We start from the raw sequence: 18,859 nt of genomic DNA, 5'->3' as shown, positions 1-18,859 counted from the left end.
CGAGAGAAAGCTGCGAAGGAGCGGCCGCATGGCAGACCCTCAAGACCAACGCAACGGCGAAGTCGACGGTGTAGCGACGCCGCCGGAGAAGAAGCCGCCTGCCAAGGCCGCCAAAAAAGCACCCGCGAAAAAGGCGCCTGCGAAAAAGGCCGTCGCGAAGAAGGCTCCGGCCAAGAAGGCACCCGCCAAAAAAGCACCCGCCAAGAAGACACCCGCCCAGAGCCCGGCGCCCACGCCGCCGCAACCGGCGGCGACGCAGCAAGATCCACAGCCCCGGATCGAGCCGGATGGTGAACTTGCCGCTGCTGCCAAAGATGTGGCGGCACAAGCGAAGTCAACGGTAGACGGCGCCAATAACCCGGTTCCCGCCAACATTGCGCAGTCGGTGCCCGGCCAGTCGCGGTTGCCACTGGTGGTTGCCATCGTGGTGAGCTTGCTCGCGATCCTGATGATCCGGCAGCTGCGCCGCCGCTGATGAGCGTCTCCTTTACCGCGACCGCCGATCTCGTCGACAGCATCGGACCCGACGTACGTAGCTGTGATCTTCAGCTCCGTCAGTTCGGCGGCCGGGTGGAATTTGCCGGACCGATCAGCACCGTGCGCTGTTTTCAGGACAACGCGCTGCTGAAATCCGTACTGTCACAACCGAGTGCGGGAGGGGTGCTGGTGATCGACGGCGCCGGCTCACTGCACACCGCGCTGGTCGGCGACCTCATCGCCGAACTGGCCCGCTCCAACGGCTGGGCGGGGCTGGTCATCAACGGCGCGGTGCGCGATGCCGCCGCGTTGCGCGGTATCGACATCGGCATCAAGGCGCTGGGCACCAATCCCCGCAAGAGCTCCAAGTCCGGCGACGGCGAACGCGACGTCGAGGTCAGCCTCGGGGGTGTGACGTTCGTGCCGGGAGAGATCGCCTACAGCGATGACGACGGCATCGTCCTTGTCAAACCCTAAGCCGGTACTGACACAGGCATTTTGGAGAACTTCAATCCCTCGTCGGCGATCTTGCCACGCCGGATCATGCGCATGTCGAACAGATAGTTCTGCTTGAGCCGCCATGGCGCGCGTGAGCCCGATTTGGGAAGTAGGTGCGCCGAACGCTGGAAGTAGCCGGGGCTGAAGTCCATGAACGGCAACTCCTCGACGGCATCGCCGGGATGCTTTGGCTCCACGGTGTCAAAACCTTTGGCGTCCATATAGTTCAGTAACCGGCAGGCGAATTCGGAGACCAGATCGGCCTTCAGCGTCCATGACGCATTCGTGTAGCCGAAGGTGATCGCGAAATTCGGTACCCCGGAGAACATGCACCCTTTGTAGGTCATCAGCGATGTCAGCTCGACGGGTTCACCGTTGCGGGACGGCCTCACCCCGCCCAGCAACTGCATGTTCAAGCCCGTCGCAGTGACGATGATGTCGGCCTGCAGTTCCTCGCCCGAGGTGAGCCTGATTCCGGTTTCGGTGAACCGATCGATGGTGTCGGTGACGACGTCGGCCTTGCCGTGCCGGATGGTCCGGAAGAAATCGGCGTCGGGGGCCAGGCACAGCCTTTCGTCCCACACGTTGTATCGCGGACCGAAGTGCTTCTCGACGTCGTAGCCCTTCGGCAGGCGCCGCTCGGCCATGGTCATCAAGGTCTTGCGCATGTAGGCCGGCGCTTTCCGGGCCAGCTGGTACTGAAAGGTGCTGAACACGATGGCTTTCCAGCGATTCGCCATGTGCGCGAGGCGCTCCGGCAGCAGCCGGTTGAACTGCTCGGCAAAGGGGTCGACCGAGGGCAGCGAACCAATGTAGGTCGGCGAGCGCTGCAACATCGTCACATCACCGGAGCCGGAGTTGACCAGCGCCGGGATCAGGGTCACCGCCGTAGCGCCGGATCCGATGACGATGATTTTCTTGCCGGCGTAGTCGAGGTCCTCCGGCCAGTGCTGCGGATGGACAATCGTTCCCTTGAAATCCTCGGAGCCCCGGAACGCGGGCGAATATCCCTCGTCGTAGTTGTAGTAGCCGGTGCACGCGAATAGGAAGGAACAGGTCATGTCCCGCTGTTGGCCGTCGTGCTCCACGGTCAGGGTCCAGAGGTTGTCGGCATCGGACCAATTTGCGGCCACCACGCGGTGCCGATAGCGGATGTGCGGCGCAATCCCGCTCTCCTGTGCCGTCTCCTCGATATAGGCCTTGATCGAGGCGCCGTCGGCGATCGACTTCGCCGAACGCCACGGCTTGAACCGGAAGCCGAGGGTGAACATGTCCGAGTCCGAACGAATGCCCGGGTATTTGAACAGGTCCCACGTGCCGCCCAGATCGTCGCGGCGTTCGAGGAGGGCGTAGCTCTTAGTCGGGCAACGGTCCTGCAGGTGCCAGGCCGCGCTCACGCCGGAGATCCCGGCGCCCACGATGACGACGTCAAGGTGCTCAGTCATGAGAGCCACGCTATCAACGGGGTGTTGATCTAGTCAACACACTGTCGAGATTCTCAACCATGTGTAAAGTAGCGGGCGTGACCACTGCCGGCCAGACTCGCGCTTTGCGCGGCCGCCGCTCTCTGCGTCCTTCGGGCGACGACCGCGAGCAGGCGATCCTTGCGACCGCCGCGCGGCTGCTCGAAGAGCGTTCGCTCGCCGACATCTCGGTCGACGACCTGGCCAAAGGCGCCGGCCTCTCGCGTCCGACGTTCTACTTCTATTTCAAGTCCAAAGAGGCGGTATTGCTATCGCTGCTCGTGCCGGTGATCGCGCGTGCTGACTCGGAATTCGACGGCGCGGTGCAGCGGTTGCCGGCGGACCCGCGCCGGGTGTGGCGCAACGGCATCAACGCATTCTTCGTGGCTTTCCACTCGCACCCTGCGCTAGCCCGGGCCGCAACCGAGGCACTGGCCACCAGCTCGGAAGTGCGCACGATGTGGTCGGGATTCATGCAGAAGTGGATCGACCACACCGCGTCGTTGATCGCCGCGGAACGGGAACGTGGCGCCGCACCGGAGACCATCCCGGCCGCGGACCTGGCCACCTCGCTGAACCAGATGAACGAGCGCACCATGATGGCGGCTCTGGGAGCAGAGACACCGGCTGTCGACGTCGACCGGGTCGTCGACACCCTCACCCACATCTGGGTCAGCAGCATCTACGGCGAATCGGGCTAGTTGTCACCGCCCAGTGCGAACATATGTTCGTGCGGTGCGATGCGTCCATCCTGCACGCGGACCTGGATTCGTTCTACGCGTCGGTAGAACAGCGCGACGATCCCGGCCTGCGTGGCCGCCCGGTGATCGTGGGCAGCGGGGTCGTGCTGGCCGCCAGTTATGAGGCGAAGGCCTACGGCGTGCGCACGGCGATGGGCGGGATGCAGGCACGCCGCCTGTGCCCCGATGCCGTCGTGGTGCCACCGCGCATGACGGCCTATTCCCGCGCCAGCGACGCGGTATTCGAGGTGTTCCGTGACACCACACCGATTGTGGAGCCGCTGTCGGTGGACGAAGCCTTCCTCGACGTCGGCGGTTTGCGCCGAGTCTCCGGCACGCCGGTTCAGATCGCGGAACAGTTGCGCGTGGATGTGCGTGAACACGTTGGCCTGCCCATCACTGTCGGGATTGCCCGGACGAAATTCCTGGCCAAGGTGGCCAGCCAGGAAGCCAAGCCCGACGGGTTGCTGCTGGTGGTGCCGGATCAGGAGCTGGCGTTCCTGCGCCCGTTGCCGGTGCGCCGGTTGTGGGGCGTGGGCGCGGTGACCGCCGACAAGCTGCACGCCTACGGCCTCACGACGGTGGCCGATGTCGCCGAGCTCAGCGAGTCGACATTGGCCTCGCTGCTGGGCGTGGCCATGGGCCGCCAACTGTATGCACTGTCGCGCAACATCGACCGGCGCCGGGTGAACACCGGTGTCCGGCGCCGGTCCGTGGGCGCCCAGCGGGCCTTGGGCCGTGCCGGAAATCGCATGTCTACCGATGAGATCGACGCGATCGTGGTCAATCTGATCGACCGCATCACGGCCCGGATGCGTGCGGCGAAACGGTCGGGGCGCACCGTGGTGCTGCGCCTACGCTTCGACGACTTCACCCGGGCGACCCGGTCCCACACATTGCCGTGGGCGACGTCGTCGACGCAGCCCCTGCTGACCGCCGCGCGGCAGCTGGTCGCGGCGGCCGCACCCGCGATCGCGCAACGTGGACTGACGCTGATTGGTTTCGCGGTGTCGGGTATCGATCGCAGCGGTGCGCAGCAGCTGATGCTGCCTTTCAACGAGGCCGAAACCCGACCGCTGGCGATAGACGCCGCGGTCGACCAGGTCCGTCAGCGCTTCGGCAAATCCGCCCTCACCCGTGGGGTGTTGGTCGGCCGCGACCCGGGTCCGGAGATGCCGCACCTACCCGACTGACGCCGTCCACTCCAGCAGCTTGTCGGCCGGCCAGGTGTTGACGATCCGGTCGACCGGAACGCCGGCTTCCAGCGCGCGCGCAGCGCCGTAACCCAGGAAGTCCAACTGGCCGGGGGCATGCGCGTCAGTGTCGATGCTGAACACGCAACCGATTTCCAGCGCCAGGTTCAGCAGCCGGGTCGGCGGATCGCGGCGCTCGGGACGGGAGTTGATCTCCACCGCGGTGCCGTGATCCCGACAGGCGGTGAAGACCGTCTCGGCGTCGAACTTCGACTCCGGCCGGATGCCACGGTTGCCGGCGACCAGCCGGCCCGTGCAATGACCGAGCACATCGGCGTGGCCGTCGGAGACGGCGCGAACCATCCGGCGGGTCATCGCGGCCGAGTCCATCGACAATTTGGAATGCACACTGGCTACCACGATGTCGAGGCGTTCCAGCAACTCGGGCTCCTGATCCAGGCTGCCGTCGTCGAGGATGTCGACCTCGATACCGGCGAGGATGCGCATCGGCGCGAACGTGTCCCGCAACCCGTCGATCACGTCGAGCTGTTGACGCAACCGTTCCGGCGACAGACCATTGGCGATCGTCAACCGCGGCGAGTGGTCGGTCAACGCGCAGTACTCATGGCCCAGCGCCGCGGCGGTGGCCATCATCTCTTCGATCGGCGCGGACCCATCCGACCAGTTCGAATGCAGATGCAGGTCCCCGCGTAGCGCGGCACGCACTTCGCCACCACCGAGATCAGTGGCAGTAGAACGCAATTCAACTAATGTGTCGGGCTCGCGGCCGGACCAGGCCTGAGCGATGACCTTCGCGGTTTTCGGCCCGATGCCCGGCAACGTCTGCCAGCTGTTGGCCTGCCCGTGGCGCTCCCGCTCGGCGTCGTCGAGACCCTCGACGATATCGGCGGCATTGCGGTACGCCATGACGCGTTTAGGGTCCTGCCGGCTCCGGTCTTTGTAGTAGGCGATCTGCCGAAGAGCAGTTACCGGGTCCATCACTCCAGTGTGCCTGCCCCCTCACCACAGCTGCCCGACGATGAACCCGGCGAAAATCACCCCGAAGCCGCCGATCTCGCCGACGATCAGCATGACCATCAGCACCCCCAACCCCCGCACCGGGTTTTCGAATTGGTTGACGGTGTCGCGCCGCGCACCGTGCTCGATGTAGGCGGCGATCGCCGCGACGAAGAAGAACACGACGACCATCGCCGCCGTCAGGTTGACCCAGGTCGGCCAGGCGCTGAGTTCGACGAAGGCCGCGATCAGCAGCGTCGCGAACGAATAGAGCAATGCCGCTCGGTGGGCGATGTCGACATACGGATGCGCCCGGTGGTCGGCGGACGTCATGATCTGCCGGTACTTCCAGACGCCGAGAACCAATGCGAGCAAAAAGGTCAGGCCGCCCGCCAGCAGGGTGATCTTGGTGTCGAGGCCGAGGGGCCCCATCGCGGTAGTCATCGCCCGCGAGTTTAGTTGCGCTTCATAATTCTCGACTAGCGTCGAACTCATGCGATTCGCGTTCAAAACCTCACCGCAGAACACCACCTGGGCCGCAATGCTCGCGGTCTGGCAGGCCGCCGACGGTATCGACGTCTTTGAGTCCGGGTGGACTTTCGACCACTTTTACCCGATCTTCTCCGACAGCAGCGGCCCCTGCCTGGAAGGTTGGACCACGCTGACCGCGCTAGCGCAGGCGACCACACGGCTGCGGCTGGGCACCCTGGTCACCGGCGTCCATTACCGCCACCCCGCGGTATTGGCCAATATGGCCGCCGCGCTGGACGTCATCTCCGGCGGGCGACTCGAACTCGGCATCGGCGCCGGCTGGAACGAGGAGGAGTCGGGCGCCTACGGCATCGAACTGGGCAGCATCACGGAACGGTTCGACCGGTTCGAGGAAGCCTGTCAGGTGCTGATCAGCCTGCTCAGCGAGCAGACCACCACCTTTGAGGGCAAGTACTACCAGCTCAAGGACGCGCACAACGAGCCCAAGGGCCCGCAGCGCCCGCACCCGCCAATCTGCATCGGCGGCAGCGGGGAGAAGCGCACGCTGCCGATCACCGCGCGCTACGCCCAGCACTGGAATTTCGCCGGCGGAACGCCCGAGGAGTTCGCCCACAAACGCGACGTGCTGGCCGCGCGCTGCGCGGACATCGGACGCGACCCGAAGGAAATCACCATGTCGGCCCACGTTCGGCTGGGCGAAGACCTCAACTACGCAGAGGTCATCGAGACCGCGGCCGGGCTAGGGGCCGAGGGTCTGGATCTGGGAATCGTCTACCTGCCCCCGCCGCACGACCCGGCCGTCCTGGAGCCGTTGGCTGAGGCGATCCGGGATTCGGGGTTGTGGGACGGATAGACGCGGATTACGGGTTACCTTCGGCGAAATGCCGACTCCGGTACGACGAGCAAACCCGCCGTAGCACCGTAAGTAGACAAATCGGGTTGCTACACCCCGAAGAGCAACATCTCCTCGATGGTTACCAGCCGCTCCCGCTTAGCGGGAAACTCGCGGCTCTTCACCGGGTGACGAAACAATGACCAGGCCATTCTTCCCACCCGCGACCGAGTTACTGGGTTCATATGCACAGTGACCACTCCTGCGATCGGTCTCCTCCATCGTGTGCTCCGTTGTGACGAAGCACACAAGTGGCTATTAGACACCCGCCGTCTGGCAAACTACGGGAGACTCGCCGAGCGATTATCGGCATGTTCCTGGTGTGACTGGTGTGACTATTGAAGCGGTGCGGCCGTCGGCTTGATGGGCGCCGGAAGCGCGGTTGACCCCATCAGATACCGGTCCACGCCCGCCGCAGCGGCCCTGCCCTCGGCGATCGCCCAGACGATCAACGACTGGCCTCGGCCCATGTCCCCGGCAACGAAAACACCGGGCACCGAGGTCTCGAAATCGGCACCGCGGGCGACGTTGCCGCGGTCGGTCAGCTTCACGTCGAGGTCGGTGAGCAGGCCCGGCTTCTCCGGGCCGACAAAGCCCATCGCCAACAACACCAAGTCGGCCTCGAGGTCGAAATCGGAATCCTCGACCTTGACGAACTTGCCGTCCTGCATGGTCACTTCGTGCGCCCGCAGCGCGGTCACGCGACCGTCTTTGCCGACGAATTGCTCGGTGTTGACCGAGAAAATCCGTTCGCCGCCTTCTTCGTGCGCCGATGACACCCGGTACATCAGCGGGTACGTCGGCCACGGCGTGGATTCAGCGCGGGCTTCCGGTGGACGCGGCATGATCTCGAACTGGTGGATCGCGATCGCACCCTGCCGGTGCGCGGTGCCCAGGCAGTCGGCTCCGGTATCGCCGCCACCGATGATGACCACGTTCTTGTCCCTGGCGGTGATCGGCGGCTCGCCGTCGGGCCCCAGCACGTCGTCGCCCTCCTGCACGCGGTTGCCCCACGGCAGGTATTCCATCGCCTGGTAGACGCCCTCTAATTCACGGCCCGGAATCGGCAGGTCGCGCGAGTCGGTCGCGCCCCCGGCCAGCACCACCGCATCGAAGTCGGCGAGCAATTGTTCGGCGGTGATGTCGACTCCGACGTTGACGCCGGCCCGGAATTCGGTTCCCTCGGCCCGCATTTGGTCCAGTCGGCGGTCGAGGACTCGCTTCTCCATCTTGAATTCCGGGATGCCGTAGCGCAGCAGTCCACCGATGCGATCGGCTCGTTCGAAGACGGTGACGCTGTGGCCCGCGCGGGTGAGCTGCTGGGCGGCGGCCAATCCGGCCGGGCCCGAACCAATTACCGCCACCGTCTTTCCGGTCAGCTTCGTCGGCGGCATCGGCACCACGAAGCCTTCGTCGAAGGCGTGATCGATGATCTCCAGCTCGATCTGCTTGATCGTCACCGGATCCTGGTTGATGCCCAGCACACACGCCGGCTCGCACGGCGCCGGACACAACCGGCCGGTGAAGTCGGGGAAGTTGTTGGTGGCATGCAGCCGTTCGATCGCGTCGCGCCATCGGCCCTTGCGTACCAGGTCATTCCATTCCGGGATCAAGTTGCCCAACGGACAGCCGTTGTGACAGAACGGGATACCGCAGTCCATGCAACGGGTCGCCTGCTCGCGCAGGGTCTCGTCGCTGAATTCCTCGTAGACCTCGTTCCAGTCCTTCAGCCGCAGCGGGACAGGCCGGCGCTGCGGCAGTTCCCGGTGCGTGTACTTCAGGAAGCCGCTTGGATCAGCCATGCGCGGCCGCCATAATCGCCTTGCCGACATCGACGCCGTCGCGCTCCGCTTGGGCGATCGCCTCCAACACCTTCTTGTAATCCCGGGGCATCACTTTGGCGAAGTGCCGTTGCTGCCCGCGCCAGTCGGCCAGGATCCGCTGACCGACAGCGGAATCGGTGGCATCGACATGCGCCTGGATGATGCCGTGCAGGAAGTCCACGTCATCGGAGTCGAGAGCCTCAAAGTCCACCATCTCAGTGTTCAGGTTTTCCGGCAGCTCCTCGTCGGGGTCGTAGACGTAGGCCACACCGCCGGACATGCCGGCCGCGAAGTTACGCCCGGTGCGGCCGAGGATCACCACCCTGCCGCCGGTCATGTATTCGCAGCCGTGATCGCCGACGCCCTCGACCACCGCATGGGCGCCGGAGTTGCGGACCGCGAACCGTTCCCCGACCACACCGCGCAAGAAAACCTCCCCACTGGTAGCGCCGAACAGGATCACGTTGCCGCCGATGATGTTCTCCTCGGCGACGTAGTCCTGCGGCGCATTGTCCGACGGCCGCACCACGATTCGGCCACCGGACAGGCCCTTGCCGACGTAGTCGTTGGCATCGCCGTACACCCGCAAGGTAATGCCCTTGGGCACGAAGGCACCGAAGCTGTTGCCGGCGGAGCCGTCGAAGGTGATGTCGATCGTTCCGTCCGGCAAGCCTTGGCCACCATAGGCTTTCGTCAGCTCGTGGCCGAGCATCGTGCCTACCGTGCGGTTGACATTGCTGATGGTGGTGGAGAACCGGACCGGTTTGCCGGAGTCCAGCGCCTCCCGGCTCATCACGATCAACTGTTGATCCAGCGCCTTGTCCAGGCCATGATCCTGGCGAGAGCTGCAGTACAGATCCTGGTTCATGAATGCGGATTCCGGCTCGTGCAGCACCGGAGCCAGATCCAGCTTGTGCGCCTTCCAGTGTGCGCGCGCCAGCGTGGTGTCCAGCGCACCCACTTGACCGACGGCCTCGGTGAAAGTACGGAAGCCCAACTGCGCCATGTATTCCCGAACTTCTTCGGCGATGAACATGAAGAAATTCTCAATGAACTCCGGCTTGCCAGTGAAGCGCTCCCGCAGCACCGGGTTCTGCGTGGCAACGCCGACCGGGCAGGTGTCGAGATGGCAGACCCGCATCATGATGCAGCCCGCCACCACGAGCGGAGCGGTGGCGAAACCGAACTCCTCGGCGCCCAGCAGCGCGCCGATCATCACGTCGCGTCCGGTCTTGAGTTGCCCGTCCACCTGGACGACGATCCGATCGCGTAACCCGTTGAGCAGCAAGGTCTGCTGCGTCTCGGCCAGCCCGAGCTCCCAGGGCGCACCCGCGTGCTTCTGCGAAGTCAGCGGCGTGGCGCCGGTGCCGCCGTCGTGCCCCGAGATGAGCACCACGTCGGCATGCGCCTTGGACACACCCGCGGCCACCGTCCCGACACCGTTCTCGGACACCAGCTTGACGTGCACCCGCGCCGACGGGTTGGCGTTCTTCAGGTCGTGGATCAGCTGGGCCAGATCTTCGATGGAATAGATGTCGTGGTGCGGCGGCGGCGAAATCAGCCCGACGCCGGGTGTGGAGTGCCGGACCTCGGCCACCCACGGGTACACCTTGTGCCCTGGAAGTTGGCCGCCCTCACCGGGCTTCGCGCCCTGGGCCATCTTGATCTGGATATCCGAACAGTTGGTCAGATAGTGCGAGGTCACACCGAACCGCGCCGAGGCGACCTGTTTGATCGCGCTGCGGCGCCAATCCCCGTTGGGATCGCGATCGAACCGCTTGACGTCCTCGCCGCCCTCACCGCTGTTGGATCGGCCGCCCAGCCGATTCATCGCGATGGCCAGCGTCTCGTGCGCCTCGGCGGAGATCGAGCCATAGCTCATCGCGCCGGTCGAGAACCGCTTGACGATCTCGCTGGCCGGTTCGACCTCGTCCAGCGGAACCGGGGGACGCACATTGCCGCGGAACTTCAGCAGGCCGCGCAGGGAGGCCATCCGTTCGCTCTGGTCGTCGACCAGAGCGGTGTACTCCTTGAAGATCTTGTACTGCCCGGTCCGGGTGGCGTGCTGTAGGCGGAAAACGGTTTCCGGATTGAACAGGTGGTACTCGCCCTCACGGCGCCACTGGTAATCCCCACCCACCTCGAGTTCGCGGTGCGCGCGCTCATCGGGCCGGTCCAGATAGGCCAGGTTGTGCCGAATTGCGACGTCGGCGGCGATGTCCTCCAGCGTGATCCCACCGGTCGGGCAGGCCAGCCCGGTGAAGTACTCGTCGAGGATGTCCTCGGAGATCCCGATTGCCTGGAATAGCTGCGCACCGGTGTAGGAAGCCAGCGTCGAAATGCCCATCTTGGACATCACTTTCAGCACACCCTTGCCGGCCGCCTTCACGTAATTGTTCAACGCCTTGTCGCGGTCTTGCCCAGTGGAGAAGCCGTCGATGACGCCGCGGTCGAGCATGTCCTCGATCGACTCGAACGCCAGGTACGGATTGACCGCGGCGGCGCCGCAGCCGATCAGCATCGCCATGTGGTGCACCTCGCGGGCATCACCGGATTCGACCACCAGACCCACGTGGGTGCGGGTCCGATCCCGCACCAGATGGTGGTGCACCCCGGCGACGGCGAGCAGTGACGGTATCGGGGCCATCTGCTCGTTGGATTCGCGGTCGGAAAGAATGATGACCCGGGCGCCCTCGGCAATCGCGGCGGACGCCTGCGCACGCACCTCATCCAGCGCAGCTGCCAGCCCGGCGCCACCGTCGGCGACCGGATACAGACAGCGAATCACCTTGGAGCGCATACCGTGTGGGCGCCCGTTGACCTCGCCGTCGGGGTTCAGGTTGATCAGCTTGGCCAGCTCATGGTTACGGAGAATCGGCTGACGCAGCACGATCTGGTGGCACGATTCCTCGGTCGGGCTGAGCAAGTCACGCTCCCCGCCGGTGGTGCCCTGCAGGCTGGTCACCACCTCCTCGCGGATGGCGTCCAGCGGCGGGTTGGTCACCTGAGCGAACAGCTGGTGGAAGTAGTCGTACAACATCCGGGGACGCTGCGACAGCACCGCGACCGGGGTGTCGGTGCCCATCGATCCCAACGGCTCGGCACCGGTGCGGACCATCGGGGTCACCAGCATGCTGAGCTCTTCATAGGTGTAGCCAAAGGCTAACTGCCGCATGACAAGTCGATCATGCGCCATCCGCGCGTACTTTCCCTGCGGCAGCGAGTCGAGCGGAACGAGGTTCTTGTCGAGCCACTCCTGGTACGGGTGCTCGGCGGCCAGCTGGGCTTTGATCTCCTCGTCGGCGACGATGCGGCCCTGAGTGGTGTCCACCAAGAACATCCGGCCCGGTTGCAGCCGCATTCGCCGCACCACCGTCGACGGATCCAGGTCCAAGACGCCGGCCTCGGACGCCATCACCACCAAGCCGTCCTCGGTGACCCAAATCCGGGACGGGCGAAGCCCATTGCGGTCAAGCACAGCACCCACGATGGTGCCATCGGTAAACGTCATCGACGCCGGACCGTCCCAGGGCTCCATCAGCGACGCGTGGTATTCGTAAAACGCCCGCCGCGCCGGGTCCATCGACTCGTTACGTTCCCAGGCCTCGGGAATCATCATCAGCACCGCGTGCGGCAGGCTGCGCCCACCCAGGTGCAGCAATTCCAGCGCCTCGTCGAAACGCGCGGTATCGGAAGCGCCCGGGGTACAGATCGGGAACAACTTCTCCAGGTCATCCACCGACCCGAAGACGTCGGTCTTGATCAGCGCCTCACGGGCCCGCATCCAGTTCTCGTTGCCGGTGACGGTGTTGATTTCGCCGTTGTGGGCGATACGCCGGAATGGATGCGCCAGCGGCCAGGACGGGAAGGTGTTGGTCGAGAATCGGGAGTGCACGATGCCCAGCGCGCTGGTCATCCGATCGTCTTGCAGGTCAAGGTAAAACGCCTTGAGCTGCGGGGTGGTCAGCATGCCCTTGTACACCATCGTCTGGCCGGACAGGCTTGGGAAGTACACCGTTTCGCGGCCCGGCCCATCTTGGCCCGGGCCTTTGGTACCGAGTTCGTGCTCGGCGCGCTTGCGGATCACGTAGCAGCGACGTTCCAGGGCCATGTCGGAGGCACCCGTGATGAACACCTGCCGGAAGGTGGGCATTGCGTCGCGGGACAGTGCGCCCAACGACGAGTCGTCGGTGGGCACGTCGCGCCAGCCCAGGACCGTCAGGCCCTCGGCCTCGGCGATCTTCTCCACCGCGGCGCACGCCGCTGCGGCATCCTTCGACGATTGCGGCAAAAACGCGATACCGGTGGCGTAGCTGCCCGGCGCCGGGAGCTCAAAGTCCACGACGTCGCGAAGGAAGGCGTCCGGGACCTGAATCAGGATGCCCGCGCCGTCACCGCTGCGCGGCTCGGCACCCTGGGCGCCACGATGCTCGAGGTTGACCAGTGCAGTGATCGCCTTGTCGACGATGTCGCGGCTGCGTCGGCCGTGCATGTCGACGACCATGGCTACCCCGCACGAATCGTGCTCGTACGCGGGGTTATATAACCCAACGCGCGTGGGCCTCATATGCACCTGCCTCTTCACCAGAACCTGCTGCGCGGCCGTTTTTAGTAGCTCCGAAGGGGCTACACCCGGAGGTTGCGGGCTGGCCCCTTCGGTCTTGTCGATAGGCTGTCTCCCAGACGGAAAATGATCCGGTAAGGGAATCGTCCGTGCAGCATTGAACGGTGGCGTGTACCCGATCTCGACAAGTCGTAAAACGATATGACAACAACCGCCTGACATGCCAACTTCGCCAAGTCTAACCCGGCAGGTAGCGGCGGCGTAAATTCGCTGCGGGCGGCGATCGCTCACCCCAGAAAATGCGGTTCAACACCGACAATCCGCACCCAACAGCCCCGACCCCGGCGGCCTGCGGCCCGCACCGGTCGCTTACCGGGGTTTGCTGTGACCCCGGACATAGGGCGGCACCGGCAGGGCGGGACATCACAGCGCACCGTCGCATTCGCACCACAGATAGCGATAATGCGTGGCAGCAATGCTGTCCACATCGCCGTTCGGCATGCCCGGCGGGCGCCCGGGCCGTTGTGGTGGCACCGCGTCAAGGCCTACCGAGTTTGCGCGATACTGATTGAGACCGGGTGACCACTACTGGACCGATATGGGTCAGGTGATCGCCCGGCGGCCGGCCAACGCGCGGCGAACGATCGCCCGGCACCGAGGAGCCCCATGAACGAGCGCGACGAATTCCTGCGGGACCGTCTGCAGCCCGACCGGCCCAGCACCCCCGCCGCACGACCGCCCGGTCCCCATCCCAGGGACCACCGCGGCGCGCCACCGGCAGCTTCTCCGCCGCCCGCACCGCCGCGCTCACCGGCGTTTCCGCCTCCCACGCCGCGGCAGCCCGCGGGGCCCCCGCCTCCACCGCGCCAGCGGCCGTTTCCGCCCCCGCCACCACGTCAACCCGTCGCCCCCCCGCCCGGGCCGCGGCCCGCTGGGGCGCCTCAGCAGTCGGCTTCTTCGCTGATAACCCACGTGGCAACGTCGCGGTTACCGGCCGCCGATGCCGGCCTCGTACCGGTTCCGCCGGACGCGGCCGAGGTCCCCGACCGCGGGTGGCGACGCATCCTGCGACTGCTCACCTTTGGCCTGGTCAAGCTGGGTCCGTCGCCCGCGCAACGCCAAGATGCCCAATTCGAAGCAACCATCCGGACCGGTTTCCGTGGCAACCACAAGGTCGGCGTGGTCGGCAAGGGCGGTGTGGGAAAGACGTCCGTCGCCGCCAGTGTCGGATCGCTGTTCGCCGAACTCCGCCAGCACGACCACGTCGTGGCGATCGATGCCGATACCGCCTTCGGCCGATTGAGCAGCCGAATCGATCCGCGGTCGACGAGCTCGTTCTGGGAACTGACCGCCGACAAGAACTTGGAGTCCTTCACCGACGTGGCCGACCGGGTCGGCCGTAATTCGGTCGGCCTGCATGTGCTGGCCGGCGAACCGGCGGCCGGTCCGCGCCGGGTGCTGGATCCCGCGATTTACCGGGAAGCCGCCTCGAGGCTGGATCGCCATTTCACGATCTCGGTCATCGACTGCGGTTCGACGATGGATTCGCCGGTCACGCAGGAAGTCCTGAGCGACCTGGATGCACTGATCGTGGTGTCCTCACCGTGGGCCGACGCGGCCTCCGCGGCCGCCCGGACCATGGAATGGCTGTCGGATCAGGGCATGACGGAGCTGCTGCACAACACGATCGTGGTGCTCAACGATTCCGACGGCCACGCCGACAAACGCACTCGGGCGCTGCTGGCCCGCGAGTTCGTCGATCACGGGCAGCCGGTGGTCGAGGTGCCCTATGACCCTCATCTGCGACCCGGCGGCGTCATCGACGTGAGCCACGAGATGGCCGGCGCCACACGGCGCAAATTTCTGCAGGCCACCGCGATGATCTCCGGGTATTTCGCGGCGAGCCCCGACCGCACGCGCAACTCCCGGCCGGCTGACGACAGGACCTGACGCCCTCGGGCTTGCGTCAGGAGGCCGCGATCCGCGCCGACGGGTCAGCAATCGCCTCGATCTTGGTGACGAGCGGGCCGCGGATGGTCAGCACGATGGCGGCGAAGAGCCGGCGCTCGGCGAACGCGAGCACGACGTGCTGCCCGGCGGGACCGCTGACCAGCGTGACTCCCGGCCCCAGATAGCGCATCAGGTTGGTGGCCACCGCAACCGGTCCGTGGTTGATCTGCGGCGGGGGCGCCGGGTCGCCCAGGAGCGTGCCCACACCCCAGACCGTCGGGTCCAGGACGGCGGTCAACGCGGCGATGTCGCCGTTGGCGCAGGCGGTGATGAATCTCTCGGTGACGAGCTGGTGCTCGGCAGACTCCACCTCACTCAACTTCGGCTGCGCCGCAGTGAATTTCGATCGTGCACGCCGCGCCAGTTGACGGCAGGTGCCGACCGGGCGGCCCACGGTTTCGGCGATCGTGTCGAACGGGACGCCGAACACGTCGTGCAGCACGAACGCGACCCGCTCGCCGGGACTGAGGCGCCGCAGGACTTCCATCAACGCGGTGCGGACCTCGTCGTCGAGGGTGACCCGATCGGCTGGGTCCAGGGTCCGCGATTCCGCGACGACGGTGTCCAGGCCTGCATGGTCGGGCTGGCTCAGCCGCTCGTAGCGCGTTCGCGCCGAACGCACCTGATCAAGACAGAGTCGGCTGGTGATCACGGTGAGCCAGCCGCGGATGTCGTCGATCTCGTCGGGACCGACCCGTGATAACCGCAGAAATGCCTCTTGCGCAACATCTTCGGCGTCGCCGACATCTCCGAGGATTTGATATCCGAGATTGACCAGATAGGGGCGGTGCCGACGCCAGGCATCGGCGATCTGGTCGGTTGGCGGCTGGGTCTGGTTCATGAGACATCGACGATCTGCTACCGGAAAAAGTTACTGGCTACCGACTGTAACTTTCCCTCCTCCGCGCCCGTCGTTGATGCGAGCTATCTGAACGAGTCTTTTCGATTTGAGGAGAAACCACCATGACAATCGTCGTAACCGGTGCGACCGGCAATGTCGGACGCCCGCTTGTTGCCGAACTTCTCGCCGCGGGCGCCCGGGTGCGGGCCGTCACCCGCACCCCGAAATCCGCCGGGTTTCCCTCGAGCGTCGAAGTGAGTGGCGCGGCGGCCGAGGCGTTGCCGGGGGCGTCGGCGGTATTCCTGAATTCCCGCGCGCTCGGCGAAGACCTCGCCAGCGTGGTGGCCGAATGCCGGCGCTCGGGAGTCACCAAACTGGTCGCGCTGTCGGCGATCAACGCCGATGACGACTTTTCGCGGCAGCCATCGCGGTTTCGCGGCGACCGTAACAAGGAGGTTGAACAGCTCGCCGTCGACTCAGGTCTGACGTGGGTGAGCCTGCGACCGACGGTCTTCGCGACGAACTTCGCCGGAATGTGGGCCGCGCAGATACGCGCCGGCGATGTGGTGGCCGGGCCTTATGCCGCGGCCTCGACCGCACCCATCGCCGAGATCGACATCGCGGCGGTCGCGGCGCAGGCGCTGCTGGCCGATGAGCTTGTCGGTCAGCGGGTTCCGTTGACCGGCCCCCAGGCGTTCACCAACACAGAACTTGTGCAGGTAATCGGCGCCGCGCTGGGCCGCCCACTGAAGTACCGGGAAATACCGCCGGACGCAGTACGGCAACGGTTCATCGGCTTGGGGTTCGGCGCCGACTTCGGCGATGCCTATATGGGCATGCTCGCCGAAACGCTCGACAACCCCGCACTTGTCACTCACGACGTGGACAAGATTCTCGGCCGCGCGCCAGTCTCCTTCGCGCAGTGGGTGTCTGAACACCGCGACCTGTACACGAACTAGATCCCCGATAGGAGTTCCGAGATGTCCGAACCACGCCCGCCGCGCTACCTCAAACCGATGAACAAGATGATGATGGCGATGCAGAGATTAGGAATACCGACCGGTCCTGCCATGGTGCTTACGGTGCCCGGCCGTAAGTCGGGTCAACCGCGCAGCACTCCGATGACACCATTCGAATTTCAGGGCGGTCTCTACGTAGTCGCGGGCTATCCGGGCGCGGACTGGGCGGCCAACGCCCGTGCCGCGGGTAGCGGCACGCTGGCTCGGGGCCGACGATCCCGGGAAGTCAGCATCGTCGAACTGACCGCCGAGCAAGCGCGCCCGGTGCTGCGAGAGTTCCCCAGCAAGGTGCCGGTTGGTGTGTCGTTCGCGAAGCGATCAGGAATGGTGCGCGACGGCACCGCCGACGAATTCGAGGCGCTCGCGGGCCGGCTCGCCGTTTTCCGCTTCGACTAGGCCGATTTGGCGGTCTCGCGCACCGGGTATCCGTGGCGCTCGGCCAGCGAACGCAGCTGATTCAGCGCGAACGTGCGAGGCCGGCCCGATTCGGGAATCACGACGCCGGCCCACAGGCCTTCCGCACCCGTCGCCTCAACCGCCTCGCGGGCACATTGCCACCGGCGCGGGCAGGCCCGGCATAAGCCTTTGGCCTCCGCATCGGGAGTCGTCGTCCAACGGTCGGGATCGTTGGTGCAAGCGCCCAACGGGATGTTGTACGGAGTTGGTGCGGTCATCGCCACGTTCCTCCAGAAAGCGTTGCAGTTCTGCGTCCCATGGTGGAAAGGGTATAGCACTAACTATAGCGATGCAACAGTTCTCCTCCGTTAGGGGGCGACTCCAACGGCTGAGCGCCACCGCGCCCGTAGCAACTCGTCCGTATAACCGTAGCGACGCGATAGCATTAGCAGTTAGAATCGTGACAGCGAGCAGCCCGCCGCAAAAAAATCTCACCGAGGAATCCCTGCCGATGCCCAATGCCGCGTCAACTGCCCCGCCAGCTCTGCTGGTTGTGCGTAGCGGCGACACATCGCACGCGATCAAGCCCGGTGATCCGAGACGGCGGGAAAGCCTTGAGGTTTGAAATCGTCAGACCACCGAAACCGGTCGAGCCGCGGGAGCCTCACGATTCCGACGAGCAGGGGGACATCATCGCGACCGGCGGTCCGGATCCGGGCGTGGTTCGCGCTGGAGCCGCAGCCGCCGCCCGTCGTCGAGAACTCGACATCAGCCAGCGCAGCCTTGCGGCGGACGGGATCATCAACGCCGGCGCACTGATCGCTTTCGAGAAAGGCCGCAGTTGGCCGCGGGAACGGACCCGCGCGAAACTCGAGGAAGTGCTGCAGTGGCCGGTCGGAAACATCGCGCGAATCCGCCACCGGGGAGCCGTCGCCGAGAACACGACGACGCAAGCCGCATCGATCGACGGCCCGTTGGGAGACAACCCGGAGGCCGATGGCGCGGCGTCGTTGGTCGCTCAGGCCGTCGTGGCGGCCGTGGACGGATGCAGCCTGGCGATCGCCGCACTGCCCCCGGCCGAGGGTCGCGAGTTCATCGAGCGCGCGGCACCCATCCTCGCCGATCTGCGTCAACTCGAGGCGATTGTCGTGCGGGCAACCCGGATCAGCCGAATCACCCCGGAATTGATCAGGGCCCTGGGCGCCGTTCGCCGGCACCGCGACGAATTAATGACTCTCGGGGCAGGTATTCCGGGTGCGCCGCTGGCGCAGCGGTTGTATGCGGCGCGGCGGCGAGCGAACCTGTCCACTCTGGAGACCGCACAAGCCGCCGGCGTCGCCGAAGAAATGATCGTGCGCGCGGAGGACGACGAGCCGTTGTCCGCTGACGTCAACGCGGCGATCGAAACACTGGTCAGCCGAATCAGCTAAGGTC

16 protein-coding genes are annotated in these 18,859 nt (G+C 65.5%); 9 read left to right on the top strand and 7 right to left on the bottom strand.

Going from position 1 to position 18,859, the window contains the following annotated elements:
* Window positions 1-28 precede the first annotated feature (28 nt).
* Both ACTXG5_RS06515 and rraA read left to right on the top strand, forming a co-directional pair.
* Window positions 29-475 (top strand): Rv3852 family protein, encoded by a 447-nt coding sequence (locus ACTXG5_RS06515; RefSeq protein ID WP_445162906.1) that lies wholly within the window; start codon window positions 29-31, stop codon window positions 473-475.
* Entirely contained in the window at window positions 475-954 is a 480-nt protein-coding gene (rraA, locus tag ACTXG5_RS06510; protein ID WP_445162905.1) for a ribonuclease E activity regulator RraA, read from the top strand. Before ACTXG5_RS06515 ends, rraA begins: the two co-directional genes overlap by 1 nt.
* Here rraA and ACTXG5_RS06505 read toward each other — a convergent pair.
* Window positions 951-2,420: a flavin-containing monooxygenase gene (locus ACTXG5_RS06505; protein ID WP_445162904.1), complete on the bottom strand. Its 1,470-nt coding sequence runs from the start codon at window positions 2,418-2,420 to the stop codon at window positions 951-953. The two genes, rraA and ACTXG5_RS06505, sit on opposite strands and share 4 nt — an antisense overlap.
* A 77-nt stretch (window positions 2,421-2,497) precedes the next feature.
* Between ACTXG5_RS06505 and ACTXG5_RS06500 the strand changes: the two genes are divergently transcribed.
* The gene (locus tag ACTXG5_RS06500; RefSeq protein ID WP_445162903.1) at window positions 2,498-3,139 is read left to right on the top strand and encodes a TetR/AcrR family transcriptional regulator; all 642 of its coding nucleotides are present in this window, start codon (window positions 2,498-2,500) and stop codon (window positions 3,137-3,139) included.
* 23 nt (window positions 3,140-3,162) lie between these two features.
* Window positions 3,163-4,371, top strand: coding sequence for a DNA polymerase IV (gene dinB, locus ACTXG5_RS06495; RefSeq protein ID WP_445162902.1), 1,209 nt, complete (start codon window positions 3,163-3,165; stop codon window positions 4,369-4,371).
* On the opposite strand, the gene ACTXG5_RS06490 is transcribed toward dinB, so the two are convergent.
* Window positions 4,360-5,370 carry a PHP domain-containing protein gene (locus tag ACTXG5_RS06490; protein WP_445162901.1) on the bottom strand — a complete coding sequence of 337 codons (1,011 nt, stop codon included), beginning with the start codon at window positions 5,368-5,370 and terminating at the stop codon, window positions 4,360-4,362. The genes dinB and ACTXG5_RS06490 overlap by 12 nt on opposite strands.
* 21 nt (window positions 5,371-5,391) lie before the next feature.
* Window positions 5,392-5,832 (bottom strand): hypothetical protein, encoded by a 441-nt coding sequence (locus ACTXG5_RS06485; RefSeq protein ID WP_445162900.1) that lies wholly within the window; start codon window positions 5,830-5,832, stop codon window positions 5,392-5,394.
* A 49-nt stretch (window positions 5,833-5,881) separates the two neighbouring features.
* Here ACTXG5_RS06485 and ACTXG5_RS06480 point away from each other — a divergent pair, with 49 nt between their 5' ends.
* On the top strand, window positions 5,882-6,733 hold the full coding sequence (locus tag ACTXG5_RS06480) for an LLM class F420-dependent oxidoreductase (protein ID WP_445162899.1): 852 nt from the start codon (window positions 5,882-5,884) through the stop codon (window positions 6,731-6,733).
* A gap of 374 nt (window positions 6,734-7,107) precedes the next feature.
* Here ACTXG5_RS06480 and ACTXG5_RS06475 read toward each other — a convergent pair whose 3' ends face one another.
* Window positions 7,108-8,574: a glutamate synthase subunit beta gene (locus tag ACTXG5_RS06475; RefSeq protein ID WP_445162898.1), complete on the bottom strand. Its 1,467-nt coding sequence runs from the start codon at window positions 8,572-8,574 to the stop codon at window positions 7,108-7,110.
* Window positions 8,567-13,162, bottom strand: a complete 4,596-nt coding sequence (gltB, locus tag ACTXG5_RS06470) for a glutamate synthase large subunit (protein ID WP_445162897.1) — start codon at window positions 13,160-13,162, stop codon at window positions 8,567-8,569. Before gltB ends, ACTXG5_RS06475 begins: the two co-directional genes overlap by 8 nt.
* Window positions 13,163-13,825: 663 nt before the next feature.
* Here gltB and ACTXG5_RS06465 point away from each other — a divergent pair.
* Complete coding sequence (locus tag ACTXG5_RS06465) at window positions 13,826-15,109, top strand: MinD/ParA family ATP-binding protein (RefSeq protein WP_445162896.1); 1,284 nt, start codon at window positions 13,826-13,828, stop codon at window positions 15,107-15,109.
* A gap of 16 nt (window positions 15,110-15,125) precedes the next feature.
* Here the strand turns inward: ACTXG5_RS06465 and sigI are convergent, their stop codons facing one another.
* Window positions 15,126-16,010 carry an RNA polymerase sigma factor SigI gene (gene sigI, locus ACTXG5_RS06460; RefSeq protein WP_445162895.1) on the bottom strand — a complete coding sequence of 295 codons (885 nt, stop codon included), beginning with the start codon at window positions 16,008-16,010 and terminating at the stop codon, window positions 15,126-15,128.
* A gap of 122 nt (window positions 16,011-16,132) precedes the next feature.
* Here sigI and ACTXG5_RS06455 point away from each other — a divergent pair, with 122 nt between their 5' ends.
* A complete protein-coding gene (locus ACTXG5_RS06455; protein ID WP_445162894.1) occupies window positions 16,133-16,969 on the top strand; it encodes an NAD(P)H-binding protein in 837 nt (278 codons plus the stop codon).
* A 21-nt stretch (window positions 16,970-16,990) separates the two neighbouring features.
* A complete protein-coding gene (locus ACTXG5_RS06450; protein WP_445162893.1) occupies window positions 16,991-17,425 on the top strand; it encodes a nitroreductase family deazaflavin-dependent oxidoreductase in 435 nt (144 codons plus the stop codon).
* On the opposite strand, the gene ACTXG5_RS06445 is transcribed toward ACTXG5_RS06450, so the two are convergent.
* The gene (locus tag ACTXG5_RS06445) at window positions 17,422-17,703 is read right to left on the bottom strand and encodes a WhiB family transcriptional regulator (protein ID WP_445162892.1); all 282 of its coding nucleotides are present in this window, start codon (window positions 17,701-17,703) and stop codon (window positions 17,422-17,424) included. The two genes, ACTXG5_RS06450 and ACTXG5_RS06445, sit on opposite strands and share 4 nt — an antisense overlap.
* A 336-nt stretch (window positions 17,704-18,039) precedes the next feature.
* On the opposite strand from ACTXG5_RS06445, the gene ACTXG5_RS06440 reads away from it, so the two are divergent.
* Entirely contained in the window at window positions 18,040-18,855 is an 816-nt protein-coding gene (locus tag ACTXG5_RS06440; RefSeq protein WP_445162891.1) for a hypothetical protein, read from the top strand.
* Window positions 18,856-18,859: the final 4 nt, after the last annotated feature.

This window comes from Mycobacterium sp. Dal123C01, assembly GCF_052566995.1.
The sequence above is the reverse complement of the archived record's forward strand: the minus strand, read 5'-3'. Positions and strand labels throughout refer to the sequence as shown.

Bases quoted from the DNA above. Each gene is read 5' to 3' on its own strand.
- dinB (WP_445162902.1), top strand. From the start codon at position 3,163: ATGTTCGTGCGGTGCGATGCGTCCATCCTGCACGCGGACCTGGATTCG.
- ACTXG5_RS06505 (WP_445162904.1), bottom strand. From the start codon at position 2,420: ATGACTGAGCACCTTGACGTCGTCATCGTGGGCGCCGGGATCTCCGGC.
- ACTXG5_RS06455 (WP_445162894.1), top strand. From the start codon at position 16,133: ATGACAATCGTCGTAACCGGTGCGACCGGCAATGTCGGACGCCCGCTT.
- rraA (WP_445162905.1), top strand. From the start codon at position 475: ATGAGCGTCTCCTTTACCGCGACCGCCGATCTCGTCGACAGCATCGGA.
- ACTXG5_RS06445 (WP_445162892.1), bottom strand. From the start codon at position 17,703: ATGACCGCACCAACTCCGTACAACATCCCGTTGGGCGCTTGCACCAAC.
- ACTXG5_RS06465 (WP_445162896.1), top strand. From the start codon at position 13,826: ATGAACGAGCGCGACGAATTCCTGCGGGACCGTCTGCAGCCCGACCGG.
- ACTXG5_RS06515 (WP_445162906.1), top strand. From the start codon at position 29: ATGGCAGACCCTCAAGACCAACGCAACGGCGAAGTCGACGGTGTAGCG.
- sigI (WP_445162895.1), bottom strand. From the start codon at position 16,010: ATGAACCAGACCCAGCCGCCAACCGACCAGATCGCCGATGCCTGGCGT.
- gltB (WP_445162897.1), bottom strand. From the start codon at position 13,162: ATGAGGCCCACGCGCGTTGGGTTATATAACCCCGCGTACGAGCACGAT.
- ACTXG5_RS06475 (WP_445162898.1), bottom strand. From the start codon at position 8,574: ATGGCTGATCCAAGCGGCTTCCTGAAGTACACGCACCGGGAACTGCCG.
- ACTXG5_RS06485 (WP_445162900.1), bottom strand. From the start codon at position 5,832: ATGACTACCGCGATGGGGCCCCTCGGCCTCGACACCAAGATCACCCTG.
- ACTXG5_RS06450 (WP_445162893.1), top strand. From the start codon at position 16,991: ATGTCCGAACCACGCCCGCCGCGCTACCTCAAACCGATGAACAAGATG.
- ACTXG5_RS06480 (WP_445162899.1), top strand. From the start codon at position 5,882: ATGCGATTCGCGTTCAAAACCTCACCGCAGAACACCACCTGGGCCGCA.
- ACTXG5_RS06490 (WP_445162901.1), bottom strand. From the start codon at position 5,370: ATGGACCCGGTAACTGCTCTTCGGCAGATCGCCTACTACAAAGACCGG.